We start from the raw sequence: 22181 nt of genomic DNA, 5'->3' as shown, positions 1-22181 counted from the left end.
GTAGCGGCTTCGTTCAACAAGTTAATCAAGGATGATCACTGATGAACCCTATCAAGCTGTGGCGCGCGTTGTTTCTACCCAAAAGTAATGGGTGGAGTAACAACCAAGTCAGACAAGCCGATATCTTATTACTCTTTACCTTTATCGCCTTCTTTGTGGGTGTCTACAGCTTAATTAAATGGACAAAGCACGAAGAGCAACTTCTGATCACCACATCTGTATTCCTTATCGTGTTTGAACTGATCTCCGCACTGCTGTTGCGTGTTACCAGTAAACCCAGCCTTGCACTTAGCTTTGGTTTTGTCGGGATGGCAGTACACGCGTTGAACATCATCTACCAAAGCGGTGGTGTGGTGGCGTCAACACAGGCTTATTGGGTGCCTTTGTTAGTGGTCGCTTTTTTCTTGTCGGGAACTCGAATTGTCGCCCTTGTATGGAGTGGGTTAGTGATTGGCGTTTCTTTGGTGATGACTTCAGCTCATCTTGATGGCTTTGAATTTCCGCAGTTAGTACTTACTCCGGAAGCGGTGGTGGTTGAAACATGGTCTGGTGTGATCATGCCGCTGGTGGTGATTTGCATTGCTCAAGCGTTTACCGCTAAGCAAAAAGAGGTGGCGATTGAAATGGCAGAAGATGCGATCTCGGAAAGCCAACAGATTGCCAATCAAGCGACGCAAAGTGAAGGTCGACTTTCTATTGTCCTAGACCAAGCTAACTCAAACTCTGAAAGCTTACAGGGCGTATCTGTCCATTTAGATCAGCAGTCTCAAGACCTGCATGCTCAAGTTGAAGTGTTGAACATCAATTGCGAATCTCAGGCGAGTGCAGCAGAACAGATGAGCCAACAACTGCATCAAATGACTCAATGCATCGAAGAATCTAATTCATTTGTGGGTGAGCTAAAAGAGCGCAGCGAAGCGGTCGGAATGAAAGCGCAAAAGAGCTCAGAATCACTAGAAGCCTCAACCAGTGCAATCAGCCAGATCATTCAAAGTAATCAAGAAATCATGAAAGTCGCTGATTTGATTACCTCGGTTGCCGAGCAAACCAACCTATTAGCACTCAATGCAGCTATAGAAGCGGCTCGTGCCGGTGAGCAAGGACGAGGTTTTGCGGTAGTTGCAGACCAAGTGAGAGAGCTATCGGCGAAAAGCAGCCATTCCGCGATAGAAATTCGAACCTTATTAGACCGAAGTAAAGAAGAAGTGGAACATGGCAGAGCCATCATTGAAACTACGGCCAATGAAATGAACGGCATTATCTCTGAGGTGCAAACCATCTCGACCGATGTTAATCAGCTCACCAATATTATGGCGATGCAGATGAGCTCATTGAAAGAACTCGATCTCGCCAGTTCAGAAGTGGCGCAGAGCGTTGCAGAAACCAAATCCGTGTCAAGTTTAGTCGCTAATTATGGTTCTGAACTGACCGGGCATGTCACCTCAGTAAAAGAACTGGTCGAAAGCTTAAACAGCGTGGTTTCCCAAGCTAAGCAAGCTTAAATAAATCATCCTAATAAACACAAAGAACTGGATAAGCATCCAGTTCTTTTATATTCTGTCCCTCAAATTATATTCCATCAAGAGAGTGAATTGTGATCGGACGTCTACGCGGTACATTAATAGAAAAACAGCCACCAGAATTACTAATCGAAGTGAGTGGCGTTGGCTATGAAGTTCAAATGCCAATGAGCTGTTTTTACGAATTACCAAACGTGGGCGAAGAGGCAATCATCTACACGCACTTTGTTGTACGTGAAGATGCGCAGCTACTTTATGGTTTTAACACGGTTAAAGAGCGTGCGCTGTTCCGTGAAGTGATCAAAGCGAACGGTGTGGGCCCTAAGCTAGGCCTTGGCATTCTTTCAGGCATGACGGCTAGCCAGTTTGTTCAAAGTGTTGAACGTGAAGACATCTCGACGCTGGTTAAACTTCCGGGTGTGGGTAAGAAAACCGCTGAACGTCTGGTTGTTGAAATGAAAGACCGCCTGAAAGGGTGGGGCGCGGGTGACTTGTTTACTCCAGCGACAGATGCAGCTCCGATTGATTCTATGCCAACCGTTCACGACGCGGAAGAAGAAGCGGTAAGTGCGCTACTTGCATTAGGCTACAAGCCGACTCAAGCTTCCAAGGTGGTTTCTCAAGTGGCTAAAGATGGCATGACCAGCGAACAGTTGATTCGCGAAGCTCTGAAATCGATGGTTTAATACCCAATATACTTGTTCGACAAAATAGACTCATTCACTTTGCCTTTACACAGAGTCAAGAAGCGCAGAGTCAACAAGAGCATAGTTAGGAATAGCAGAATTTATGATTGAAGCCGATCGCCTTATTGCACCGGATAACCCAGTATTCAAAGATGAAGATGTCATTGATCGTGCAATACGCCCTAAAGCACTGGCTGACTATCAAGGTCAGGATCACGTTCGTGGCCAGATGGAGATTTTCATCAAAGCGGCACAACTGCGTAACGAGGCGCTCGACCATCTGTTGATATTTGGCCCTCCAGGCTTGGGTAAAACCACGTTGGCGAACATTGTTGCCAATGAGATGGATGTCAACATTCGTACGACTTCAGGCCCTGTTCTAGAAAAAGCAGGCGACCTAGCGGCGTTACTGACCAATCTCGAAGAAAATGATGTCCTGTTCATTGATGAGATTCACCGTTTAAGCCCTGTGGTTGAAGAGGTGTTGTACCCTGCAATGGAAGACTACCAATTAGATATCATGATTGGTGAAGGCCCAGCGGCACGCTCTATCAAGATTGACCTTCCTCCTTTTACTTTGATTGGCGCAACCACTCGTGCTGGCTCACTGACATCGCCGTTACGTGACCGTTTTGGTATTACTCAGCGTCTTGAGTACTACAAGGTTGAAGATCTACAAAACATCGTTCAGCGCAGTGCAGATTGCCTTGGTCTTTCTATGGAGTCCGAAGGGGCGCTAGAAGTTGCTCGCCGAGCTCGTGGTACGCCACGTATTGCTAACCGTCTACTGCGCCGTGTTCGTGATTATGCGGAAGTAAAAGGCGACGGGCATATTTGTCCGGAGGTTGCTGACAAAGCGCTAAACATGTTGGATGTCGATGCTAAAGGTTTCGACTACATGGATAGAAAGCTTCTGCTGGCGATTATGGAGAAGTTTGGTGGTGGTCCGGTAGGTATCGACAACATGGCTGCCGCGATTGGTGAAGAGAGAGACACTATTGAAGATGTGTTAGAACCTTACTTGATTCAACAAGGTTACCTACAAAGGACGCCAAGAGGTCGAATCGCGACCGACAGAGCGTATTTACACTTTGGAATAGATAAACCCTCCAATCGTTAAATTATTCATTTTTAAAGATCCCAGTTGCATAAGCGCTGGGTTTTTTGCTTTTTACTGAATAACAACTCTTTGAGCGAGTCGATAAAAAGATCGAAAAGGGAGCTTCAAAAATGGAAACTTTGATTTCAGGTTTGATTTAGATAACAGGAAATGAAATAAGTTGTCATATTTTTTGTTAATACTTTATAGGTAGTTGTAATTCGGATGTTGAGGCGGTGCTGAGCATTTGTCACAGATATCATGCGCTGTTATTAAGACAAGCATAATCGGTGTGATTTTAATCATAATTGTACAAAAATAACTCTAATTTGCTCGAATAAATTTGATACAAATCAACGCAGGGTTCTCCCATAAACCTTTTGAAACATACTGATTTTACCAGTAATATTAGCGCTAGCTATATTAGCTCATGCTTAACAATAATCTAACTATAACGGTACGTTTTTGCTACAAATTTCAACTTGTAATAACAATTACATAAATTGTTTTAACATGGATTTTTGCGGTGAATAATCACACAAGTGTCATTCAGCCGACACAAAGGAGTTACCATGATTGATGTTGTTGATCTGTCGCGATTGCAGTTTGCATTTACAGCGATGTATCACTTCCTATTTGTTCCACTGACTTTAGGTATGGCATTTCTACTCGCCATTATGGAGTCAGTTTATGTAATGACTGGCAAGCAAATTTACAAGGACATGACCAAGTTCTGGGGTAAATTGTTTGGTATTAACTTTGCTCTTGGTGTAGCGACAGGCTTAACCATGGAGTTCCAGTTTGGTACTAACTGGTCTTACTATTCTCACTATGTTGGCGACATTTTTGGTGCTCCGCTAGCTATCGAAGCGCTTGTTGCATTCTTCCTAGAGTCTACTTTTGTTGGCCTATTCTTCTTCGGTTGGGACAGACTGTCAAAGCGTCAGCACTTAGCGGTAACTTGGTTAGTAGCACTTGGCTCTAACTTCTCTGCGCTTTGGATCTTGGTAGCAAACGGCTGGATGCAAAACCCAGTGGGTGCGGAATTTAACTTTGAAACTATGCGTATGGAAATGGTGAGCTTCGCTGAAGTTGTACTAAACCCAGTAGCACAAGTTAAATTCGTACACACAGTAGCGTCTGGTTACACAACGGGTGCAATGTTCATCCTTGGTATCAGCTCATACTACATTCTTAAAGGTCGTGACCTTGCCTTTGCTCGTCGTTCTTTCGCGATTGCAGCGTCTTTCGGTATGGCGGCGATCTTGTCAGTAATCGTACTAGGTGATGAATCTGGTTACGAGCTTGGTGAAGTTCAAAAAGTGAAGCTCGCTGCTGTAGAAGCGGAATGGCACACTGAAGAAGCACCAGCAGCATTTACTGTTTTTGGTATTCCGAACCAAGAGACAATGAATACTGACTACGCAATTAAAATTCCTTACGTAATGGGTATCATCGCAACGCGTTCGCTTGATACTGAAGTAACGGGCCTACGTGACCTACGTGATGACCACGTTGATCGTATCCGTACTGGTATGTACGCGTACGAGCTGCTTGAAAAGCTACGTGCAGGCGATAAGTCTGAAGAAAACATGGCTGCGTTCGACGAAGTGAAAGGTGACCTAGGTTACGGCTTGCTTCTTAAGCGCTACACAGACGACGTTGTTGATGCAACTGAAGACCAAATCCAAATGGCTGCGGATGATTCTATCCCAACAGTTTGGCCTCTATTCTGGTCATTCCGTCTGATGGTTGCTTGTGGCTTCATCATGCTGTTTGTATTCGGTGCTGCGTTTGTTCAAACGTGTCGTCAGAAAATCGAACAGAAACCATGGGTACTTAAAGCTGCGCTATTCTCAATCCCACTTCCTTGGATTGCGATTGAAGCAGGTTGGTTCGTTGCTGAGTTTGGTCGTCAACCATGGGCGGTTGGTGAAATCCTACCGGTTAACGTTGCTGCATCAGCACTGACTATTGAACAGCTTTGGACTTCTCTATTCGCTATCCTGGCACTTTACACAGTGTTCTTGATTGCTGAAGTTTACCTAATGCTGAAATTCGCACGTAAAGGTCCAAGTAGCTTGAAGACAGGCCGTTACCACTTCGAACAAAACGATAACTCTGTTGAAGACAAAGTTAGCCGTTCAGTTGAAGTATAAGTGAGGGAATATTATGTTTGATTACGAAAGCTTACGACTTATTTGGTGGGTATTGATCGGTGTTCTACTGGTTGGTTTCGCCGTAACTGATGGCTTTGATATGGGTGTTGCCGCTCTGTCACCTGTTATCGGTAAGAGCGACACTGAACGTCGTATTATGCTAAACACGATTGCCCCTCACTGGGATGGTAACCAAGTTTGGCTTATCACTGCGGGTGGTGCATTGTTTGCTGCATGGCCACTGGTTTACGCGACGTCTTTCTCTGGTTTTTACTTCGCAATGTACGTAACGCTAGCTGCACTTTGGTTACGTCCACTTGCTCTTGACTACCGTTCAAAGATCGAAGATCCAAAATGGCGCAAAACTTGGGACTACGCACTTTGCTTTAGTGGCGCAGTACCACCAATCATTTTCGGTGTGGCATTTGGTAACCTACTACAAGGTGTTCCATTTGAACTGAACGAATTTATGATGTCTAAGTACCATGGTACGTTCTTCGCTCTGCTTAACCCATTTGCATTGCTTTGTGGTGTGTTGGCTCTGATGTTGTTCGTGATGCAAGGTGCAACATGGCTTCAAATGAAGACAACAGAAGCGCTGCACGCTCGTGCTCGTAACGTTGCTCAGATCACTGGCCTAATTGCTATTGCTCTATTCGTTATTGGTGGTTTCTGGGCTCAATCTATCGAAGGCTATGTAATTACGAGCACTATCGATACGTTTGCTGACTCAAACCCACTAAACAAAGAAGTATCACTTCAAGTGGGTGCTTGGATGACAAACTTCGAAACTTATCCAGCAATGTGGGCTGCGCCGATCCTTGGTGTAGCAATGCCACTGCTTGCTGTGATTGCATCTCGCTTTGAGCGTGGTGGTTTCGCATTCTTGTTCTCAAGCCTATCGAACGCTGGTGTTATTCTAACGGCTGGTTTTGCAATGTTCCCATTCGTAATGCCATCAAGCCTGAACCCTAACCAAAGCTTGACTATGTGGGATTCAACAGCGAGTGAGCTAACGCTTGGTCTTATGACTGTCGTTGCGGCGGTAATGGTTCCTGTGATTCTTGGCTACACAACTTGGACATACTACAAAATGTTCGGTCGTCTAGATAAGAAACACATCGAAGATAACGACGTTTCAGCTTACTAAGCTAGAAGTTAAATAACTTAGGAGAAATTTTATGTGGTATTTCGCATGGATTTTGGGTGTACTTCTAGCATGTGCATTCGGCATCATCAATGCTCTATGGCTAGAGCATTCAGAAATGATGGACAAAGACAGTGAGTAATCTCGCAGAGCAAATCGCTAAGCTGCATCAACCAATGGATAAGACTCTGCTTAGAGCCTTAGCCCTAGTATTGGGTTTCATGCATGTGGGTTTAGTGATGTGGGATCCTGAAGCGTATGCGACAAGCATCGGTGGCTTTAACGCGATCATCGGGCCAATGTTCATTTGGGCAGTATGCTCAAGCATGGTTTACGGTATCGGATTTAAGCCAAGAGCTTGGATGTGGCAGCTACTGTTTAGCCCATATGTTTCACTCACAATTTTGCTCTACCTAACGACGCTGCGCCTTCTATAAAAGGCAAAGGATTTAGGTTCATAACAACGTGAGCCTTTATACTTGTTGGGTTTTTAGCCAAAAAGAGGTCATCTTATACAGATGGCCTTTTTTTTCGTCTCTCAAATCAAAAAATTCACAGCGATATACTATTAATGATAAGGAGTTAGGTTATAGTGAGATCTTTATCGTTTTGGATTGTGGTAGCAAATTGCAGGGATTATCTAAGCTATTTACGTGGCCAGTGACTGTGTATTACGAAGACACCGATGCGGGTGGCGTTGTATACCATTCAAACTATCTTAAGTTTTTCGAACGCGCTCGAACTGAGATGTTGCGCTCAATTGGCGTTTCTCAGCAAGTATTGTTAGAACAAAACATCGGTTTTGTAGTCCGACATATGGACATTGATTTTATTCAAGGCGCGCGTCTTGATGATTCTTTACAAGTCATTACAAATATTTACGAGTTGAAGCGAGCTACCTTGGTCTTCTGTCAAGAGATCGTAAATCCTGATGGCAAGGCATTGTGTAAAGCAATGGTTAAGGTAGCATGTATCGATAATCAAAAAATGAAACCCAAAGCAATGCCAACATTTATTCTCACGGAGCTAACGAATAGTGACTGCTGAAATCTCAATCTTAGGCCTAATTTTAGAAGCTAGTTTACTAGTTAAGATGGTCATGCTGACTCTTATGGGCATGTCTGTTGTTTCTTGGGCGATGATCATAAAAAGAAGTAAAGTGTTATCTCAAGCTTCTAAACAAACAGAAGTGTTTGAAGACAAATTTTGGTCAGGCGTTGATCTTGCAAAACTGTACCAAGAGAGCAACAAACGCAAAGACGAGCTTTCTGGTACTGAAGAAATTTTCTACGCAGGCTTTACTGAGTTCGCTCGCCTTCGTAAATCGAATGCAACATCACCTGACTTCATTATGGAAGGCACTGGCCGTGCGATGCGCGTTGCCGTTGCTCGTGAGGTTGATGAACTAGAAACTAACTTACCTTTCTTGGCGACCGTTGGCTCTATCAGCCCATACATCGGCCTATTTGGTACGGTTTGGGGCATCATGCACTCATTCATCGCATTAGGTGAAGTGAAGCAAGCGACGCTCGCAATGGTTGCTCCTGGTATTGCAGAAGCACTGATCGCAACAGCAATGGGTCTATTCGCTGCGATTCCAGCGGTAATGGCGTACAACCGCTTCAGCAGCCGAGTAGGCAAGCTAGAACACAACTACGCGACTTTCTCTGAAGAGTTTCACAGTATTCTTCACCGTCAAGCGATGGCTGGCAGGGAATAATAGATGGCTGGATACCAACCTAAAAAACGCAAAATGACAGCAGAGATTAACGTTGTACCTTACATCGACGTTATGCTTGTTTTGCTGATCATTTTTATGGTGACTTCGCCGTTTGTTACTCAAGGCGTTGACGTTGAATTGCCTCAGGCTTCAACGGCTAAATCGGCACAAGACCTACTGGGTGACGACAATGCAAGTTTCATCATCGTTGAAGTGAACAAAGACGGTGAACTTGGCTTGAGCGTTAATGACGAAGAAGTACAGCGTGGCTTATCAATGGAAGATATTATCGTCCGTGTGAAAGCCGAGTTGTCTCTGAAGCCAAACTCTCCAGTGGCGGTTGGTGGTGATGCCGCAACGCCATACGCTGAAGTGGTTTTATTACTTGATGAATTAAGCCGTGCAGGTGTGCCAAAGGTTGGCCTTTTAACGGATATAAGGGAATAGCTCCGTAGCATTCATGAAAGCGAATAATAAAAAATCCAATAATTTCAGATCACCGCTTCTTATTTCTCTTGGGCTGCACGTCATTTTATTCGTTGCGCTCATTTGGGGGGCGGATTTCACGATGTCAGAGCCAAAGCCTACAGGGCAGATGGTTCAAGCAGTGGTGATTGATCCTCAGTTGGTTCGCCAGCAAGCTCAACAGATTCGTCAACAAAGAGAAGCGGCAAGCAAGAAAGAGCAAGAGCGTCTTGACAAACTCAGACGTGAAAGCGAACGACTTGAAAAGAATCGTAAAGCTGAAGAAGAAAATATTCGCAAGCTAAAAGAACAGCAAGCGAAAGAAGCTAAAGCAACTCGTGAAGCTGAAAAGCGTCGAGTTGAGAAAGAGAAACAACGCAAAGCTGAAGAAGCGCGTTTACAGCAAGAGCAAAAGAAAGCCGCTAAAGCCGAAGCTGACCGTAAGCTAAAAGAAGCTGCGTTAGTGAAAGCCGAGAACGAGCGTAAAGCCAAAGAAGCGGCAATCGCAAAAGCTGAACAAGAACGCGTGGCAAAAGAAAAAGCAGCGAAAGAGGCAGCAGACAAAGCTCGTAAAGAGAAAGAAGCCGCTGAACTCGCGGAAAAGCAACGCATAGCGAAAGAGAAAGAAGCGGCAGCCGCAGCAGAGAAAGCCCGTAAGGCAAAAGAAGCTGCAGCAAAAGCAGAAAAAGAGCGTAAACAACAAGAAGCCGCATTGAACGATATCTTTGCTGGGCTTGAAACGGAAGCGACTCAAAACTCTTCAGCAAGACAACAATTTATCACTGATGAAGCGCAACGTTACGGGGCTATCTATACCCAACTGATTCAACAGAACCTGTTGTTAGAAGACAGCTATCGAGGACGCTCATGTCGAGTGAACCTTAAGCTGATTCCAACGGGCTCTAACGCGATATTGGGTAGTTTGAGTATCTTAGATGGCGATAGCCGTTTATGTGCAGCAACCAAGCGTGCGGTGGCACAAGTACAATCTTACCCGTTGCCTAAAGACCCAGACATTGTGAACTCACTGAAAGACATTAACTTAACTGTATCACCAGAGTAAAAGGACGAACTTGTGTTAAAGAAACTATTACTGAGTTTTGTTTTCTTAATAGCTACAAGCAGCCAGTTTGCACATGCAGCGCTGGAGCTGGTTATTACAGACGGTATTAACTCTGCAAGACCTATAGCTATTGTACCTTTCCGTTGGGAAGGCTCAGAGCCATTGCCACACGATGTATCAGCGGTTATCGCTTCTGACTTACAGCGCAGTGGTAAATTCAGCCCAGTTGCGACAAGCAAAATGCCTCAAACGCCTTACAGCGAAACTGAGGTTAACTTTGATGCTTGGACTAACCTAGGTGTTGACTCATTGCTTACCGGTAGTATCACTAAAAATGCCGAAGGGCAGTATGTGGTGAATTACCAATTGATCGACATTGTTCGTGGTCAACTGACCAAAGGACAAAGTCGTGCGCTGAGTGATGAAGGCCAATTAGTGCTTTCTAAAGATCACGTTCTATTCAATAAGAAGGCTACGGTTCCTGGTAATCGCTTGAGAGAGTACGCACACCGTATCTCAGACCTAGTGTATGAAGAGCTAACTGGTGAGAAAGGCGCGTTCTTAACTCGTATCTCTTACGTGGTAGTGAACGATAAAGACAAGTACCCGTATCAACTTCGTGTTGCTGACTACGATGGCTTTAACGAGCGTTTAGTACTTCGTTCTAAGCAGCCTCTCATGTCTCCAGCATGGTCACCAGACGGCAAAAAGCTAGCTTATGTGAGCTTCCAGAATGGCCAAGCTGAAATATTCATCATGAATATTTACACGGGTGAACGTGAGAAAGTGACGTCATACCCTCGTCACAATGGTGCGCCAAGATTCTCGCCAGATGGTAAAACATTGGCATTGGTATTGTCGAAAACGGGCAGCCTTCAGGTGTACACACTTGACCTTGCTAGCCGTAAGCTGACTCAAATTACCCGCGGCCGTTCGAATAATACTGAACCATTCTGGCACCCAGATGGCAAGTCTCTTATTTTCACATCGGATCGTGGTGGTAAACCACAGATTTATAATGTAAATTTGTCCAATAATTCGACTTCTCGTATTACTTGGCAAGGTAGCCAAAACTTAGGTGGCCAGATCACTCCTGATGGTCGATTCATGATCATGGTGAATCGCAGCAACTCAGGTTTTAACTTGGCTAAGCAAGATTTGGAAACCGGTGCGGTTCAGGTACTAACAAAAACATTGTTAGATGAGTCTCCAAGTATTGCACCGAATGGAGGTATGGTTATCTATAGCTCTATTTACAACAAAACAAATGTACTATCGATGGTTTCTATCGATGGACGTTTTAAAGCTAGATTACCGGCAACTAACGGACGCGTAAGAGCGCCTGCATGGTCACCGTTCCTCTAGGGAAAATTACATATTCTTTTAGCTATTGATAGTGTTAACTATTGTGGCATTTAACTATCTATAGCACTCTTAGTCGCTGTAGAAACTAAGTTTGATAACGTAAGGAAAAAAAGATGCAACTTAACAAAGTTCTTAAAGGCTTGATGATTGCACTACCAGTGATGGCAGTAACGGCATGTAGCTCAACTGATGAAGCAACATCTGCAACATCTGGTACTGAAAGCAACCAAACAACTTCAGGTTCAGAAGGCAATGTAGACACAACTGTTGTAACGCCAATTGACGCTAACGGTCAACTGTCTGAGCAAGAGCTTAAAGAGCAAGCGCTACGTGAAACTCAAACAATCTACTTCGCATTCGATAACTCTACTATCGCTGGCGATTACGAAGAAATGCTAGCAGCTCACGCAGCATACCTAGTTAAGAACGTTGACATGAACGTTACTATCGAAGGTCACGCTGATGAGCGCGGTACTCCTGAGTACAACATCGCACTTGGCGAGCGTCGTGCACAAGCTGTAGCGAAATACCTACAAGCTCTAGGTGTTCAAGCTGACCAAATCTCTATCGTAAGCTACGGTGAAGAGAAGCCACTTCTTCTAGGTCAATCTGAAGATGTGTACGCTAAAAACCGTCGCGCAGTACTAGTTTACTAATTTTAGTAGACTATATAATTGAGGAATTGCCTCATGTTCAGTAACACAAAGCGAGTCATTTTGCTTTCGTTACTGGCAAGTGCAGCGAGCACCGCGTTCGCTGCACCAGCTCCAGTATCCGATCTCAATAGCACCGCAACCAATTCATCATCTTCCTCTCGATCAGCATCTAACGAATCAGATATTGAGCGTTTAGAGCGCCTGCTTCAAAATCGCAATCTCGTTCAGCTTCAAATGCAACAGCAAATCGACGACATGGCACTGGAGATCAGTGAACTTCGTGGTGAGCTGGAACGAAACAGCTACGATATGAAGCAAATGCTAGAGCGTCAGCGTGAACTGTTCATTGAACTGGATCGCGTAAGAGGCGAGGTGAAAGCAGCAGGAACAGCAACGGTAGCAGTGGCGGCGAGCGAAGGCTCTAAAGACGCTTCTGGTACGTTCAGTACTGATGTGGATGAGCAAACTGCTTATCAAAATGCTGTAGATATGATTCTAAAGCAACGAGACTACACGGGTGCTATCGCTGCATTCCAAAAGTTTCAAAAAGACTTCCCAGATTCTACCTTCACACCTAACTCACATTACTGGTTAGGTCAGCTTTATTTCGCTAAGAAGCAAGATAAAGAAGCCGTGAAGAGCTTCGCTGCTGTTGTGTCGTACAAAGACTCAAACAAGCGAGCAGATGCACTGGTTAAGCTTGGTGACATAGCAGCGCGCAACAACAACGCGACGCAAGCTAAGAAATATTACCAACAAGTCGTAACCGAGCACCCAAACAGTGCTTCGGCTAAAGTGGCCAAAACCCACTTATAACCAAAATAGGGGTGCTTAGGCGCCTCTTTTTTATACCTGTTCACTTCCGTTTAGTGTTTACTTCTCTTGCTAGTGATGACAACACATCGCCTTGTTTATGCGTTTTAAGCATTAGCTAGTCACCGCTTGCAACCAATCCTTTTTGATCCCAATCGCTGTCCTGTGTAGAATACTCGGATTCTCGGAAGAAGTTGCGTAGAGCAAGAGCAATGAGTCATATACTAGATAAAATCGATACAGTTTACCCGTTTCCGCCTAAGCCAGTTCCATTGAGCGACGCTCAGAAACAGGCCCACATCGCAAACATCAAAAAACTACTTCAAGAAAAAGATGCAGTTCTAATTGCACACTACTACACCGATCCTGAAATTCAGGCTCTGGCAGAAGAAACTGGTGGTTTCGTTGGCGATTCATTAGAGATGGCTAAGTTCGGTAACCGTCACTCAGCAAGCACTTTGATCATCGCTGGTGTTCGTTTCATGGGTGAGTCTGCAAAGATTCTTACTCCTGAAAAACGCATTTTAATGCCAACACTTGAAGCTGAATGTTCGCTTGATCTTGGCTGCCCAGCTGACAAATTTACAGAATTTTGTGATGCTCACCCTGACCACACTGTGGTTGTATACGCGAACACCTCTGCAGCTGTTAAAGCTCGTGCAGACTGGGTAGTTACGTCGAGCATCGCTTTAGAAATCGTTGAAAGCCTAGACGCTGAAGGCAAACCCATTATTTGGGGGCCAGACCGTCACCTAGGTTCTTACATCGCAAATCAAACTGGCGCTGACATGTTGCTTTGGCAAGGTGAGTGTATCGTTCATGATGAGTTCTCAGCTGATGCTTTGAAGAAAATGAAATCGGTATACCCAGAAGCGGCTATCTTGGTTCACCCAGAATCACCAGCAAGCGTGGTTGAACTGGCTGATGCTGTAGGCTCAACAAGCCAACTGATCAAGAAAGCAAAAGAGCTGCCTCATCCACAGATGATTGTTGCGACAGACAAAGGCATCTTCTTCAAGATGCAGCAATTGGTTCCTGAAAAAGAGCTGATTGAAGCGCCGACAGCGGGTGCTGGTGCAACGTGTCGTAGCTGCGCACACTGTCCTTGGATGGCAATGAACGGCCTTGAAGCGATTGAAAACGCGCTTGAGAATGGTGGTGAGCAACACGAAATCTTCGTTTCTGACGAATTACGCGTGAAGTCTCTTATTCCATTGAACCGCATGCTAGATTTTGCAGAGCAGTTAAATGTGCAGGTAAAAGGTAACGCGTAAGTCGTTCTTTTATCTAACCAATAAAAAAACCAGCCAATAGTGCTGGTTTTTTTGTATCTGCGTATAGGCCGCCAATATCAATCTTGTGGTCATGTATCTTTTTCTGATGATACATCTTGTTGATATCGCGTATTTTTTCTAGCATGTAAGTAAGAGGAAAAGATTAGAGGCTCGAATGATAATCTGGTTACAACTCAAACGCTGGATCAAAGCAAACATCTTTGTTTTGAATGGCAAAAACTTACTGTTCACTTTTCTTGGCTACATCGCTTTATCGTGGTCGATGCTGTATTTGGCGGGTGAAACAGATTTAACCAGTTCGGTTACCGTATTCGCTTACTACTTGGTGGTGACGGCTTCTACGGTTGGTTATGGTGATTTATCACCGACCACGGTAGCGGGGCAGTGGATCGTTATTCTATTTGTGATTCCAGGCGGGTTGAGCCTTTTTGCCGCGTTGCTCGGTAAAGTGGCGACAGAAGGTGTTGAATATTGGCGAGCGGGCTTGCTAGGAAAAAGGAGAGTTAGAGTGGACAACCACATTTTGATGTTGGGGTGGAATGAGCAAAGAACCATTCATCTCATCCGCATGCTACAACACGAAGAAACGGGTAAACGACCAATCGTGCTATGTACGCGTTCAGATATCGAGAACCCGTTACCCGGTGAAATCAATTTCGTCAAAGTAAACAGCTACACCGATGGCAAAGAGATGGAGAAAACGGGCATTGAGTCTGCAAGTTGCATCCTGATTGATAACCCAGAAGACGACATTACGTTATCTGCGGCGCTTTACTGTGCCAACCGAAACCCTAAAGCGCACCTTCTTGTTTACTTTAAAGATGAAGCGCTGAGCGATTTGTTACACAAGCATTGCCCTAACTCAGAATGTATTCCAGCGGTGGGTGCTGAGATGCTAGCAAAGGCTGCGGTAGACCCAGGTTCCAGTGCGCTTCACCAAGAATTATTGAGCTCAACAAGAGGCATGACACAGTATTCAACGTATTTCCCTGAAGACGCTGAGTCTGTCACCGTCGCGCCTATTTTCTCAGTGTTTAAAGAGAAGTATCAAGCAACTCTGATCGCCATTGATACGGGGAGCGGTATTGAACTCAACCCAGAGTTAGATCAAGTGGTCAGCAGTGGCACTAAGCTGTTTTATATTGCTGATGAGCGAATTGATGACTTCGATTGGAAAGGCTTCTAAAGCGACTATTTTATTTCGTCTGAAAACTAAAAAAGGCCTCATAATGAGGCCTTTTGGCTTGTATAAAGCTAACTGTTATTGAGCTTCAGCCAGTGCAATGCCACGCTGCGTTAGTCCGCAAAGCATCACAGGAACAGCGTTAAAGATCTCTTCGAACTGCTCTAGGCCTTCGATGCCTTGCTCTGCAAGCGTAGCAATTGACGTTTCTGGATCGTAAAGCATGCTCAGTGACAGCAGGACACCGCCAACGAGTGCGTTATCTTCGCTCTCTTCAGGCATTAGTGTTTCCCAATCGTCGCGAGCAATCTGCCAGCCTTGAAGCAAGCCTTCACAAAAATCACGAGCGGCAGTGTTCACCACTTCTTCGTCGTCTAATTGACAAGCTTCAGGCCAAACCCAAGTCCCTTCAATCAGTTCTGGGCGGGTTTTATTCCAAAGCTCGATGATAACTTCAATGTAGCTTTCTAGCTGTTCACCATCCGTAAAAGGTGCGACTTCTTCGCCACCCCATAAGAACGGTAGCCACTCATGCGGGGTTAACACATTCGGTGCCGCTGCCATTGCAGTGACAAAGCCCATTGTTTTGTGTTCTGTGATTAGCTTTCCTTCCAACTCTGGAAGCGCAAGAATATCTTGTAAAGTCAAAGTGAGGTACCGTAAAAGGGAACATATTTGCGCTTATAGTACCAATGAACTTGTGCCAATCAAGCTTCAATCTAAAAAGGCTTGATGTCATGGATGATAAACACTAGGTTTAACAGAAAAGAAAACAATAAAAGAATTATGCAGATACGGTCGTCTTTAAAGAAAAAAAGCATGGTAGCGCTTGGATTATACCTTGCGATGTTTATTGCCATTGTCGGTAGTGTGACGTATTACGTCGTAGAATCCCCTGTGCGCGCCAAATTACAACAAAACCTCGACTTGCGTACGCAACTGTTATCCGCATTGATTACAGAGCCACTCAGTAGTTCTCGAGGCTTCGTAGACAGTCTCGTTGGGTTTGCTCAAGCGCATCGTAACGGTGATGATGTTATTCCGCTCTTTAAGTCCATGTTGGCGGCGAGCGACGATACGATTGTCAGTGCCGGTATTTGGCCCGAACCTTATGCGCTTGATTCTAAAAAGCTTCTCAACAGTTACTTTTTTAATAAAGCCGACGATGGAATAATCGACCAGATATATTCTTACAACAACCCCCAAAATGCCCCTTATCAAGAAGAGTATTGGTACACCTCTGTCGTCAACCAAAAACAAGGCACGATCTCTTGGAGCGATGTGTATATCGATCCATACACACACGTTCGAATGATTACGGCGTCTTCCCCTTATTATTACGACGGTACTTTTGCCGGTGTTGCCACGGTGGATCTCTCGCTCGAAGAGCTGCTTGGTTTTATCAAGAACCACGCCGAAGAATACAACCTTGGCATTACGCTCAGAGATAAGCTTAACCAAGTGTTGGTTTCGCATAACTTTAATCTCGTTGAAGGCATTTACATCAGTAGCAATCAATTTGGTGATTTCGGCTGGCAAGTGGATGTGGTGAACTCCAAATCACGAGTAGAAGACGAAGTGTTTCGTCAGGTGATGAGCATTGAAGGCGGTATTGTTCCGCTATTGCTACTTTGTGTCATGGCGGGGTATTACTTATTGAACCGTTATTTGATTAGTCCAATCACAAGGATTGCAGCACAGGTTGATAGTTCGAAAGCCGGCGAAATCATTGATGTGGATTACTCGAGTGATGACGAAATCGGCCATTTGATTAAAACCTTCAACGAAAAGACCATTTATCTCGAAGCGGAAAAGGTTAAAGCTCAGGCATCCACCAATGCAAAAACCGCTTTCCTTGCGACCTTGTCACATGAAATTCGCACTCCGATGAATGGGGTATTGGGTACCGCTCAAATCCTATTAAAAACGCCTCTAAATTCTGAACAAGAGAAGCATCTTAAGAGCTTGTATGAGTCCGGCGATCATATGATGACTCTACTCAACGAGATCTTAGACTTCTCGAAGATCGAGCAGGGCAGGTTGGATCTTGATGAAACGCGTTTCCCGCTTGATTCGATCATCGGCAGTATTAACAGTGTTTACTACACATTGTCTTCCGAGAAAGGGCTTCAATTCAAAGTGTACTCTGAGGTGACTTCGGGTCGTTGGTACTTCTCAGATAAAGCTCGCCTTCGCCAAATTTTGTTTAATCTATTGAACAACGCGGTGAAGTTCACCTCCAGAGGCTTTGTTGAGGTGTACCTGAAAGAAGTTGTAGAGGGGAGTGACACCTATCTGAGCATTCGAGTTCGTGATACCGGAATTGGTATTTCTAAAGAAGCTCAGAAGCGTATTTTTAAACCGTTTGAACAAGCGGAGTCTTCGACCACAAGGCGTTTTGGCGGTACTGGCCTTGGCCTCGCGATTGTGAAGAAAATTGCCCAGTTGATGGATGGCAGTATTACCGTCACCAGTGAAGAAGGGATAGGCACGAGTTTTGATGTTCGCTTGAAGATTCAGCCATGTCAGCCAGGAGAAATCGAGAGTTTGCCACATAAGAAGTTGGACTACTCTGGCTTAAAGGTACTGATCGTCGAGGACAACCGAACTAACACGGTGATCATTGAAGCCTTCATGAGCAGTAAAGGCTTTACCTGTAAGAGCGTCGAAAACGGTGAACTTGCGATACAAGCCGTGGTTGCTGAGCGCTTTGATTTGGTGCTCATGGATAACCATATGCCTGTGATGGATGGCGTTGAATCAACCACTGCTATTCGTGCTTTGATAGGCGATGTGTCATCGGTATTGGTGTTTGGTTGTACGGCTGATGTCTTTAAAGAGACTCGTGAGCGTATGTTGGGGGCAGGTGTGGATTATATTATTGCTAAGCCGATTGACGAGCGTGAACTGGATGATGCCTTGTTCCGCTATTCAAATAAGCTTTATCAATACCATGAAGTAAAAGCGGATGAGCTCGAAAGCCAAGACGTAAAACCACACGATTCGAAAAGTAAAAGCGAGTCACTGCCTAAACCTGATCTTCGCAACAAAGATAACACTGAAGAGCTGTTAGTGACGTTGTATGTGGCGCTAGAAGACAACAACCTAGAACTGATTCAATTTGCACTAGAGAGCCTACGTGTCCACGTTGAAGCTATGAACAACGCGGAACTTACTGAACAAGTCGATAAAGCGTTAGAGCAGGTTGCTTTAGGATCACCACCTACACAAGATGTCATTAATATCATTACTGTAAATCTACCTATGGCTTAAATGTTGTTTAATTACGGTAAGTAAATGACGAACTGTCCAATATTTGACCTTGGTTGGATTTTTTGGTGAAAGTGACTGCTTTTAAAGTGGTTTTTGGTTGTTAATTTACAACTTGATTTTTAATTTGGAGTGTATGACTACTAACCTTGTGATTTAATAGCGACATTATCTGGTGAGGTGCAAATGTGCCTTGTTTATATGTTACTAAATCACTAATTAAGCAGTGATATATTTTAGGTTTGTCGTCAATGAAGTCTCGTGGTCCATTTTGTATTCGAAACGCAGCTGCGGATACATTTGCTATGGTCGTTTTCTGTTTTATTTCTGGCATGATCGTAGAAGTGTTTATTTCTGGTATGACGTTTGAGCAATCTCTTGCTTCTCGAACGTTATCTATTCCTGTAAACATTGCTATCGCTTGGCCTTATGGCGTTTTTCGTGATTGGTTCTTACGCAATGGTGCAAAACTTTCAGAAAGCTCATTGATGAAAAACTTGTCTGATTTGATGGCATACGTGTTATTCCAGTCTCCAGTGTATGCGGGTATTTTGTTGGCAGTGGGTGCTTCAGGCGACCAGATCGTTACGGCTGTCACCAGTAATGCAGTTATCTCGTGCGGTATGGGCGTACTTTACGGCTACTTCCTCGATATGTGTCGTAAATGGTTTCGAGTTCCTGGCTACTATCAACAAGCTTAAGAAAAGCAACAAGCGTAAGTGCAGCGAAAGAATGAAATTTGGTTTGTTTTTGATCTAATGAGTTAATTTGTAATCGAACAAACCGAAAAAGGCACTTTTTTTGAGAATGCCCCTTGACCAAAGCAAGCAGAATCAATAAAGTAGCGCCTCGTTGAGTGACATGCTCAACACACAATTTGTGGAAGGATGGCTGAGTGGCTTAAGGCGCTCGCCTGGAAAGCGAGTATACGTTTATAGCGTATCTGGGGTTCAAATCCCCATCCTTCCACCACTATTCAAAACCCTAGCAGAAATGCTGGGGTTTTCTCGTTTTAGAGCCTCTATATCCCACCTCATCTGTATACCTCCCTAATATCCGTTCCTTTAATCATTGCTTTATAGTTATAATCTCTATTAATACCGTCGCAGAATTAACCATATTAGGTGTTTTTATCATAGATAATCGCTTGATTTTTTGGCGTGAACCTAGATTATTAATAGTACGCAATATTATGAATAATCTAACTATTAGGAATCCATAACCTCATGACAGAAACCCTAGTTTCTCCAATGCTCTCTTTTACGATCGCGATTTCATTACTGTTTATCGGTAAAGGTTTGATCGAGCGATCTGAAGTATTAAGAAAGTATTCACTGCCAGAGCCTGTGATTGGTGGCTTTGTCTGCGCAGCGACCGTAGCGGCGCTTTACTATATTTTTGAAATCCAAATCACTTTTAGCCTAGATGTCAGAGACTTTTTGCTTCTCTACTTTTTTGCTGGCATCGGGCTCCAAGCGGATATTAAAACACTGATTAAAGGCGGGCGACCGTTGTTCATCCTACTGTGTCTTGCTGCCATTTTTATCGTGTTGCAAAACGTAGTCGGAATGGCAGTCGCTTCTGGCTTTGGAATGGATGCGAAAGCAGGCTTGCTATCTGGGTCTGTTAGCTTGATAGGCGGCGTAGGCACAACGTTAGCTTGGGCGCCAATGTTTGTGGAAGAGTTTGGTATTGCTAACGCGCTCGAACTTGGTGTCGCTTCAAACACGGTTGGTTTAATTGCAGCGTGTGTGATTGGTGGTCCGATTGCGAACTACCTGCTCAATAAACACAAAGTAAGCCCTTCTAATGAAGAAGAGGTTACGGTTGGTGCATTCCAAGAGAGTGAAACAAAAACAGAGCTTAGCCACTACGGCGTTCTGTGGGCGTGGTTGATTCTTAACTTAACACTAATGCTGGGTTACAGCTTGAGTGAAGTTATCGACTCGATGGGCCTAAAACTGCCGTTATTCGTTAGCTGTTTAATCGCTGGTATCTTAATCGGAAACGTCGGTCGCGCACTGTTTAAGAAGCGTCGTACACAAGAGAAAATCGCTCAAGGCCGAAAAGGCTTAGCGATGATCTCTGATATCTGCTTAGGCATGTTCTTAACCATGGCATTGATGGGGTTACGTATCTGGGACCTCGATGGACTGTTTGGCTATATCTCTGTTGTCATGAGTATCCAGATCTTACTTTCGCTGCTGTTTACTGTGTTTGTCGTTTATTACTTGATGGGAAGAAACTACGACTCTGTGGTGATATGTTCAGGCTTTGGTGGTATCACTCTAGGCTCGACCGCAACAGCAATTGTGAACATGACCGCAGTAACTCACCGCTATGGCGCAAGCCCACAAGCATTCATTGTGGTGCCATTAGTATGTGGTTTCTTTGTTGATTTGATCAACGCATTGGTGATCAGTTTCTTTGTTGGTCTGTAGTGAAGTGACCGGTTATTGACTGCTTGAGGTTTACATCGGGATAATGACCACAAAGGCGATGACGAAAGTTGTCGCCTTTGTTTTATCGACAGCAAGCTAAAACACGTATATCAGCCTTTGATGTGATGTCTTGAAGTGACTCGGTGCACAAGTTAGTAAGAGCAATTACGATCTTGATAAATTGGGATATATGTTCGCAGCAAATTTGTGAGACGCTTGATTAAGTGTCAGTTGAATTACAAGGAAGTTGAATGCACCACTTTAATATCCGTGCTCTCGAGTACTTAAACGCGTTATCAAAATACAGGTCGTTACGTAAGGCATCTAAGATGATGAACGTTGACCCTGCCGCGATGAGTCGAATGCTGACACAGTTAGAAGCGCAAGCGGAAATGAAAGTATGGGAGCGCAACAACCGCCAATCTCTGCTGACTGAGGCGGGGAACGAACTGTTGAACTACTATCGCTCCATTGTTCGTGGAGAGGCGGCAGTGCTTGCTCGACTAACCAAGCTTAAAAACCTCAAGGGCGGTAATGTTAGCATCGCGATTGGAGAAGGATTTATTACTAACTTGGTCTCTAAACCGATGCAAACCTTCATGGCTCGATACCCTGATATCAATTTATCGATTGAAATTGCAGGTGCATTGGATGCCGTGAAAATGTTAGAAGATCAACAGATAGATTTCGCGATCACCTATGCGTCTGCACCTCATCCTAAACTGCATTCACACGTCGAGCGTAGTCATCCGCTCGAATTGATTGCTCCGAAGGGGCACTTCCTTACGATGAAAGATGCACCAGTGGTAATGCAAGATATTCAAGACGCTTCTCTCGCCTTGATCGATAACTCGACCGGTATGGGGAGGCTGGTAAAGCAGGCTGAACAAATTTCCCATCTTACCTTGCAGCCAAAACTTCAAACTAACTCAGTCACGGCACTGACTAACTTCGTTTCAGCAGGGTTGGGCGTCACCTTTATGCCTAAGCTCACTGTGATCGATGAGATAAAGTCAGGGCAGATAGAAGTGGTTGCGACCGAGTTGGAGATGCTATCGAAGGCGACGGTTAAGGTTCAATCTTTGAAAGGCCGTGCACTAACGCTACAAGCGGAAACCTTGTTAGATTTCTTACTCGAGAACGCCACTTTCTTGAGTCATGACGCTTACAATATCTAGGCTTAATCAGTTTACTTAGCGACTCCTACCTAAGCTTTCAAATACCGCCAATATCACACTTCCAAACTGCTGGATTTGTTTTCGAGTCGAATTGATGTTTTGTCAATGCCACCTCTATTGT

Annotated in this window: 21 protein-coding genes and 1 tRNA gene; 21 read left to right on the top strand and 1 reads right to left on the bottom strand. The window is 44.5% G+C overall.

Annotation, left to right across the window (positions count from 1 at the left end):
* Nucleotides 1–41: 41 nt before the first annotated feature.
* The 16 genes from AB4351_RS07585 to AB4351_RS07510 all read left to right on the top strand — a co-directional run bounded on the left by AB4351_RS07585 (nucleotide 42) and on the right by AB4351_RS07510 (nucleotide 15174).
* The gene (locus tag AB4351_RS07585) at nucleotides 42–1502 is read left to right on the top strand and encodes a methyl-accepting chemotaxis protein (RefSeq protein WP_372125545.1); all 1461 of its coding nucleotides are present in this window, start codon (nucleotides 42–44) and stop codon (nucleotides 1500–1502) included.
* A gap of 92 nt (nucleotides 1503–1594) precedes the next feature.
* Nucleotides 1595–2206 carry a Holliday junction branch migration protein RuvA gene (ruvA, locus tag AB4351_RS07580; protein WP_017062079.1) on the top strand — a complete coding sequence of 204 codons (612 nt, stop codon included), beginning with the start codon at nucleotides 1595–1597 and terminating at the stop codon, nucleotides 2204–2206.
* Between the two features lie 103 nt (nucleotides 2207–2309).
* Entirely contained in the window at nucleotides 2310–3326 is a 1017-nt protein-coding gene (gene ruvB, locus AB4351_RS07575; protein ID WP_017062078.1) for a Holliday junction branch migration DNA helicase RuvB, read from the top strand.
* Between the two features lie 551 nt (nucleotides 3327–3877).
* Nucleotides 3878–5464, top strand: a complete 1587-nt coding sequence (gene cydA, locus AB4351_RS07570; RefSeq protein ID WP_017062077.1) for a cytochrome ubiquinol oxidase subunit I — start codon at nucleotides 3878–3880, stop codon at nucleotides 5462–5464.
* Between the two features lie 13 nt (nucleotides 5465–5477).
* Nucleotides 5478–6614: a cytochrome d ubiquinol oxidase subunit II gene (gene cydB / locus AB4351_RS07565; protein WP_372125544.1), complete on the top strand. Its 1137-nt coding sequence runs from the start codon at nucleotides 5478–5480 to the stop codon at nucleotides 6612–6614.
* 31 nt (nucleotides 6615–6645) lie between these two features.
* Entirely contained in the window at nucleotides 6646–6753 is a 108-nt protein-coding gene (gene cydX / locus AB4351_RS07560; protein WP_000270284.1) for a cytochrome bd-I oxidase subunit CydX, read from the top strand.
* Entirely contained in the window at nucleotides 6746–7048 is a 303-nt protein-coding gene (gene ybgE / locus AB4351_RS07555; RefSeq protein ID WP_017070009.1) for a cyd operon protein YbgE, read from the top strand. The genes cydX and ybgE overlap by 8 nt, the downstream gene beginning before the upstream one ends.
* A 172-nt stretch (nucleotides 7049–7220) precedes the next feature.
* Nucleotides 7221–7658 carry a tol-pal system-associated acyl-CoA thioesterase gene (gene ybgC, locus AB4351_RS07550; protein ID WP_017062074.1) on the top strand — a complete coding sequence of 146 codons (438 nt, stop codon included), beginning with the start codon at nucleotides 7221–7223 and terminating at the stop codon, nucleotides 7656–7658.
* Nucleotides 7648–8331 carry a protein TolQ gene (gene tolQ, locus AB4351_RS07545; protein WP_017062073.1) on the top strand — a complete coding sequence of 228 codons (684 nt, stop codon included), beginning with the start codon at nucleotides 7648–7650 and terminating at the stop codon, nucleotides 8329–8331. Before ybgC ends, tolQ begins: the two co-directional genes overlap by 11 nt.
* A 3-nt stretch (nucleotides 8332–8334) precedes the next feature.
* Nucleotides 8335–8778 (top strand): protein TolR, encoded by a 444-nt coding sequence (gene tolR, locus AB4351_RS07540; RefSeq protein ID WP_017062072.1) that lies wholly within the window; start codon nucleotides 8335–8337, stop codon nucleotides 8776–8778.
* Nucleotides 8779–8791: 13 nt separating this feature from the next.
* On the top strand, nucleotides 8792–9859 hold the full coding sequence (gene tolA, locus AB4351_RS07535; protein ID WP_017062071.1) for a cell envelope integrity protein TolA: 1068 nt from the start codon (nucleotides 8792–8794) through the stop codon (nucleotides 9857–9859).
* Nucleotides 9860–9871: 12 nt separating this feature from the next.
* Nucleotides 9872–11224, top strand: coding sequence for a Tol-Pal system beta propeller repeat protein TolB (gene tolB, locus AB4351_RS07530; protein WP_017062070.1), 1353 nt, complete (start codon nucleotides 9872–9874; stop codon nucleotides 11222–11224).
* Nucleotides 11225–11337: 113 nt separating this feature from the next.
* The gene (gene pal, locus AB4351_RS07525) at nucleotides 11338–11880 is read left to right on the top strand and encodes a peptidoglycan-associated lipoprotein Pal (RefSeq protein WP_017062069.1); all 543 of its coding nucleotides are present in this window, start codon (nucleotides 11338–11340) and stop codon (nucleotides 11878–11880) included.
* A gap of 33 nt (nucleotides 11881–11913) precedes the next feature.
* On the top strand, nucleotides 11914–12696 hold the full coding sequence (gene ybgF / locus AB4351_RS07520; RefSeq protein WP_372125542.1) for a tol-pal system protein YbgF: 783 nt from the start codon (nucleotides 11914–11916) through the stop codon (nucleotides 12694–12696).
* Nucleotides 12697–12905: 209 nt separating this feature from the next.
* The gene (nadA, locus tag AB4351_RS07515; RefSeq protein WP_017062067.1) at nucleotides 12906–13967 is read left to right on the top strand and encodes a quinolinate synthase NadA; all 1062 of its coding nucleotides are present in this window, start codon (nucleotides 12906–12908) and stop codon (nucleotides 13965–13967) included.
* 175 nt (nucleotides 13968–14142) lie between these two features.
* Entirely contained in the window at nucleotides 14143–15174 is a 1032-nt protein-coding gene (locus tag AB4351_RS07510) for a potassium channel family protein (protein WP_017063519.1), read from the top strand.
* Between the two features lie 75 nt (nucleotides 15175–15249).
* Here the strand turns inward: AB4351_RS07510 and AB4351_RS07505 are convergent, their stop codons facing one another.
* The gene (locus AB4351_RS07505) at nucleotides 15250–15819 is read right to left on the bottom strand and encodes a UPF0149 family protein (protein WP_017062064.1); all 570 of its coding nucleotides are present in this window, start codon (nucleotides 15817–15819) and stop codon (nucleotides 15250–15252) included.
* Between the two features lie 171 nt (nucleotides 15820–15990).
* Here AB4351_RS07505 and AB4351_RS07500 point away from each other — a divergent pair, with 171 nt between their 5' ends.
* The 5 genes from AB4351_RS07500 (at nucleotide 15991) to AB4351_RS07480 (ending at nucleotide 22060) form a co-directional block, all read left to right on the top strand.
* Nucleotides 15991–18444: a hybrid sensor histidine kinase/response regulator gene (locus AB4351_RS07500; RefSeq protein ID WP_017062063.1), complete on the top strand. Its 2454-nt coding sequence runs from the start codon at nucleotides 15991–15993 to the stop codon at nucleotides 18442–18444.
* A 248-nt stretch (nucleotides 18445–18692) separates the two neighbouring features.
* Nucleotides 18693–19142 carry an L-alanine exporter AlaE gene (locus tag AB4351_RS07495; protein ID WP_017062062.1) on the top strand — a complete coding sequence of 150 codons (450 nt, stop codon included), beginning with the start codon at nucleotides 18693–18695 and terminating at the stop codon, nucleotides 19140–19142.
* Between the two features lie 180 nt (nucleotides 19143–19322).
* Nucleotides 19323–19413 (top strand) — tRNA-Ser (locus AB4351_RS07490).
* 254 nt (nucleotides 19414–19667) lie between these two features.
* Nucleotides 19668–20882: a sodium/glutamate symporter gene (gene gltS, locus AB4351_RS07485; protein ID WP_017062061.1), complete on the top strand. Its 1215-nt coding sequence runs from the start codon at nucleotides 19668–19670 to the stop codon at nucleotides 20880–20882.
* A 251-nt stretch (nucleotides 20883–21133) separates the two neighbouring features.
* The gene (locus AB4351_RS07480) at nucleotides 21134–22060 is read left to right on the top strand and encodes a LysR family transcriptional regulator (RefSeq protein WP_136973584.1); all 927 of its coding nucleotides are present in this window, start codon (nucleotides 21134–21136) and stop codon (nucleotides 22058–22060) included.
* Nucleotides 22061–22181: the final 121 nt, after the last annotated feature.

It is taken from the genome of Vibrio sp. 10N.261.51.F11 (genome assembly GCF_041471665.1).
Taxonomy (GTDB): domain Bacteria; phylum Pseudomonadota; class Gammaproteobacteria; order Enterobacterales; family Vibrionaceae; genus Vibrio; species Vibrio crassostreae_C.
The sequence above is the reverse complement of the archived record's forward strand: the minus strand, read 5'-3'. Positions and strand labels throughout refer to the sequence as shown.

Excerpts from the sequence above, each read along its gene's own strand:
- AB4351_RS07585 (WP_372125545.1), top strand. The coding sequence starts at position 42 with ATGAACCCTATCAAGCTGTGGCGCGCGTTGTTTCTACCCAAAAGTAAT.
- ruvB (WP_017062078.1), top strand. The coding sequence starts at position 2,310 with ATGATTGAAGCCGATCGCCTTATTGCACCGGATAACCCAGTATTCAAA.
- cydA (WP_017062077.1), top strand. The coding sequence starts at position 3,878 with ATGATTGATGTTGTTGATCTGTCGCGATTGCAGTTTGCATTTACAGCG.
- cydB (WP_372125544.1), top strand. The coding sequence starts at position 5,478 with ATGTTTGATTACGAAAGCTTACGACTTATTTGGTGGGTATTGATCGGT.
- cydX (WP_000270284.1), top strand. The coding sequence starts at position 6,646 with ATGTGGTATTTCGCATGGATTTTGGGTGTACTTCTAGCATGTGCATTC.
- tolR (WP_017062072.1), top strand. The coding sequence starts at position 8,335 with ATGGCTGGATACCAACCTAAAAAACGCAAAATGACAGCAGAGATTAAC.
- tolA (WP_017062071.1), top strand. The coding sequence starts at position 8,792 with ATGAAAGCGAATAATAAAAAATCCAATAATTTCAGATCACCGCTTCTT.
- pal (WP_017062069.1), top strand. The coding sequence starts at position 11,338 with ATGCAACTTAACAAAGTTCTTAAAGGCTTGATGATTGCACTACCAGTG.
- ybgF (WP_372125542.1), top strand. The coding sequence starts at position 11,914 with ATGTTCAGTAACACAAAGCGAGTCATTTTGCTTTCGTTACTGGCAAGT.
- nadA (WP_017062067.1), top strand. The coding sequence starts at position 12,906 with ATGAGTCATATACTAGATAAAATCGATACAGTTTACCCGTTTCCGCCT.
- AB4351_RS07510 (WP_017063519.1), top strand. The coding sequence starts at position 14,143 with ATGATAATCTGGTTACAACTCAAACGCTGGATCAAAGCAAACATCTTT.
- AB4351_RS07500 (WP_017062063.1), top strand. The coding sequence starts at position 15,991 with ATGGTAGCGCTTGGATTATACCTTGCGATGTTTATTGCCATTGTCGGT.
- AB4351_RS07495 (WP_017062062.1), top strand. The coding sequence starts at position 18,693 with ATGAAGTCTCGTGGTCCATTTTGTATTCGAAACGCAGCTGCGGATACA.
- gltS (WP_017062061.1), top strand. The coding sequence starts at position 19,668 with ATGACAGAAACCCTAGTTTCTCCAATGCTCTCTTTTACGATCGCGATT.
- AB4351_RS07480 (WP_136973584.1), top strand. The coding sequence starts at position 21,134 with ATGCACCACTTTAATATCCGTGCTCTCGAGTACTTAAACGCGTTATCA.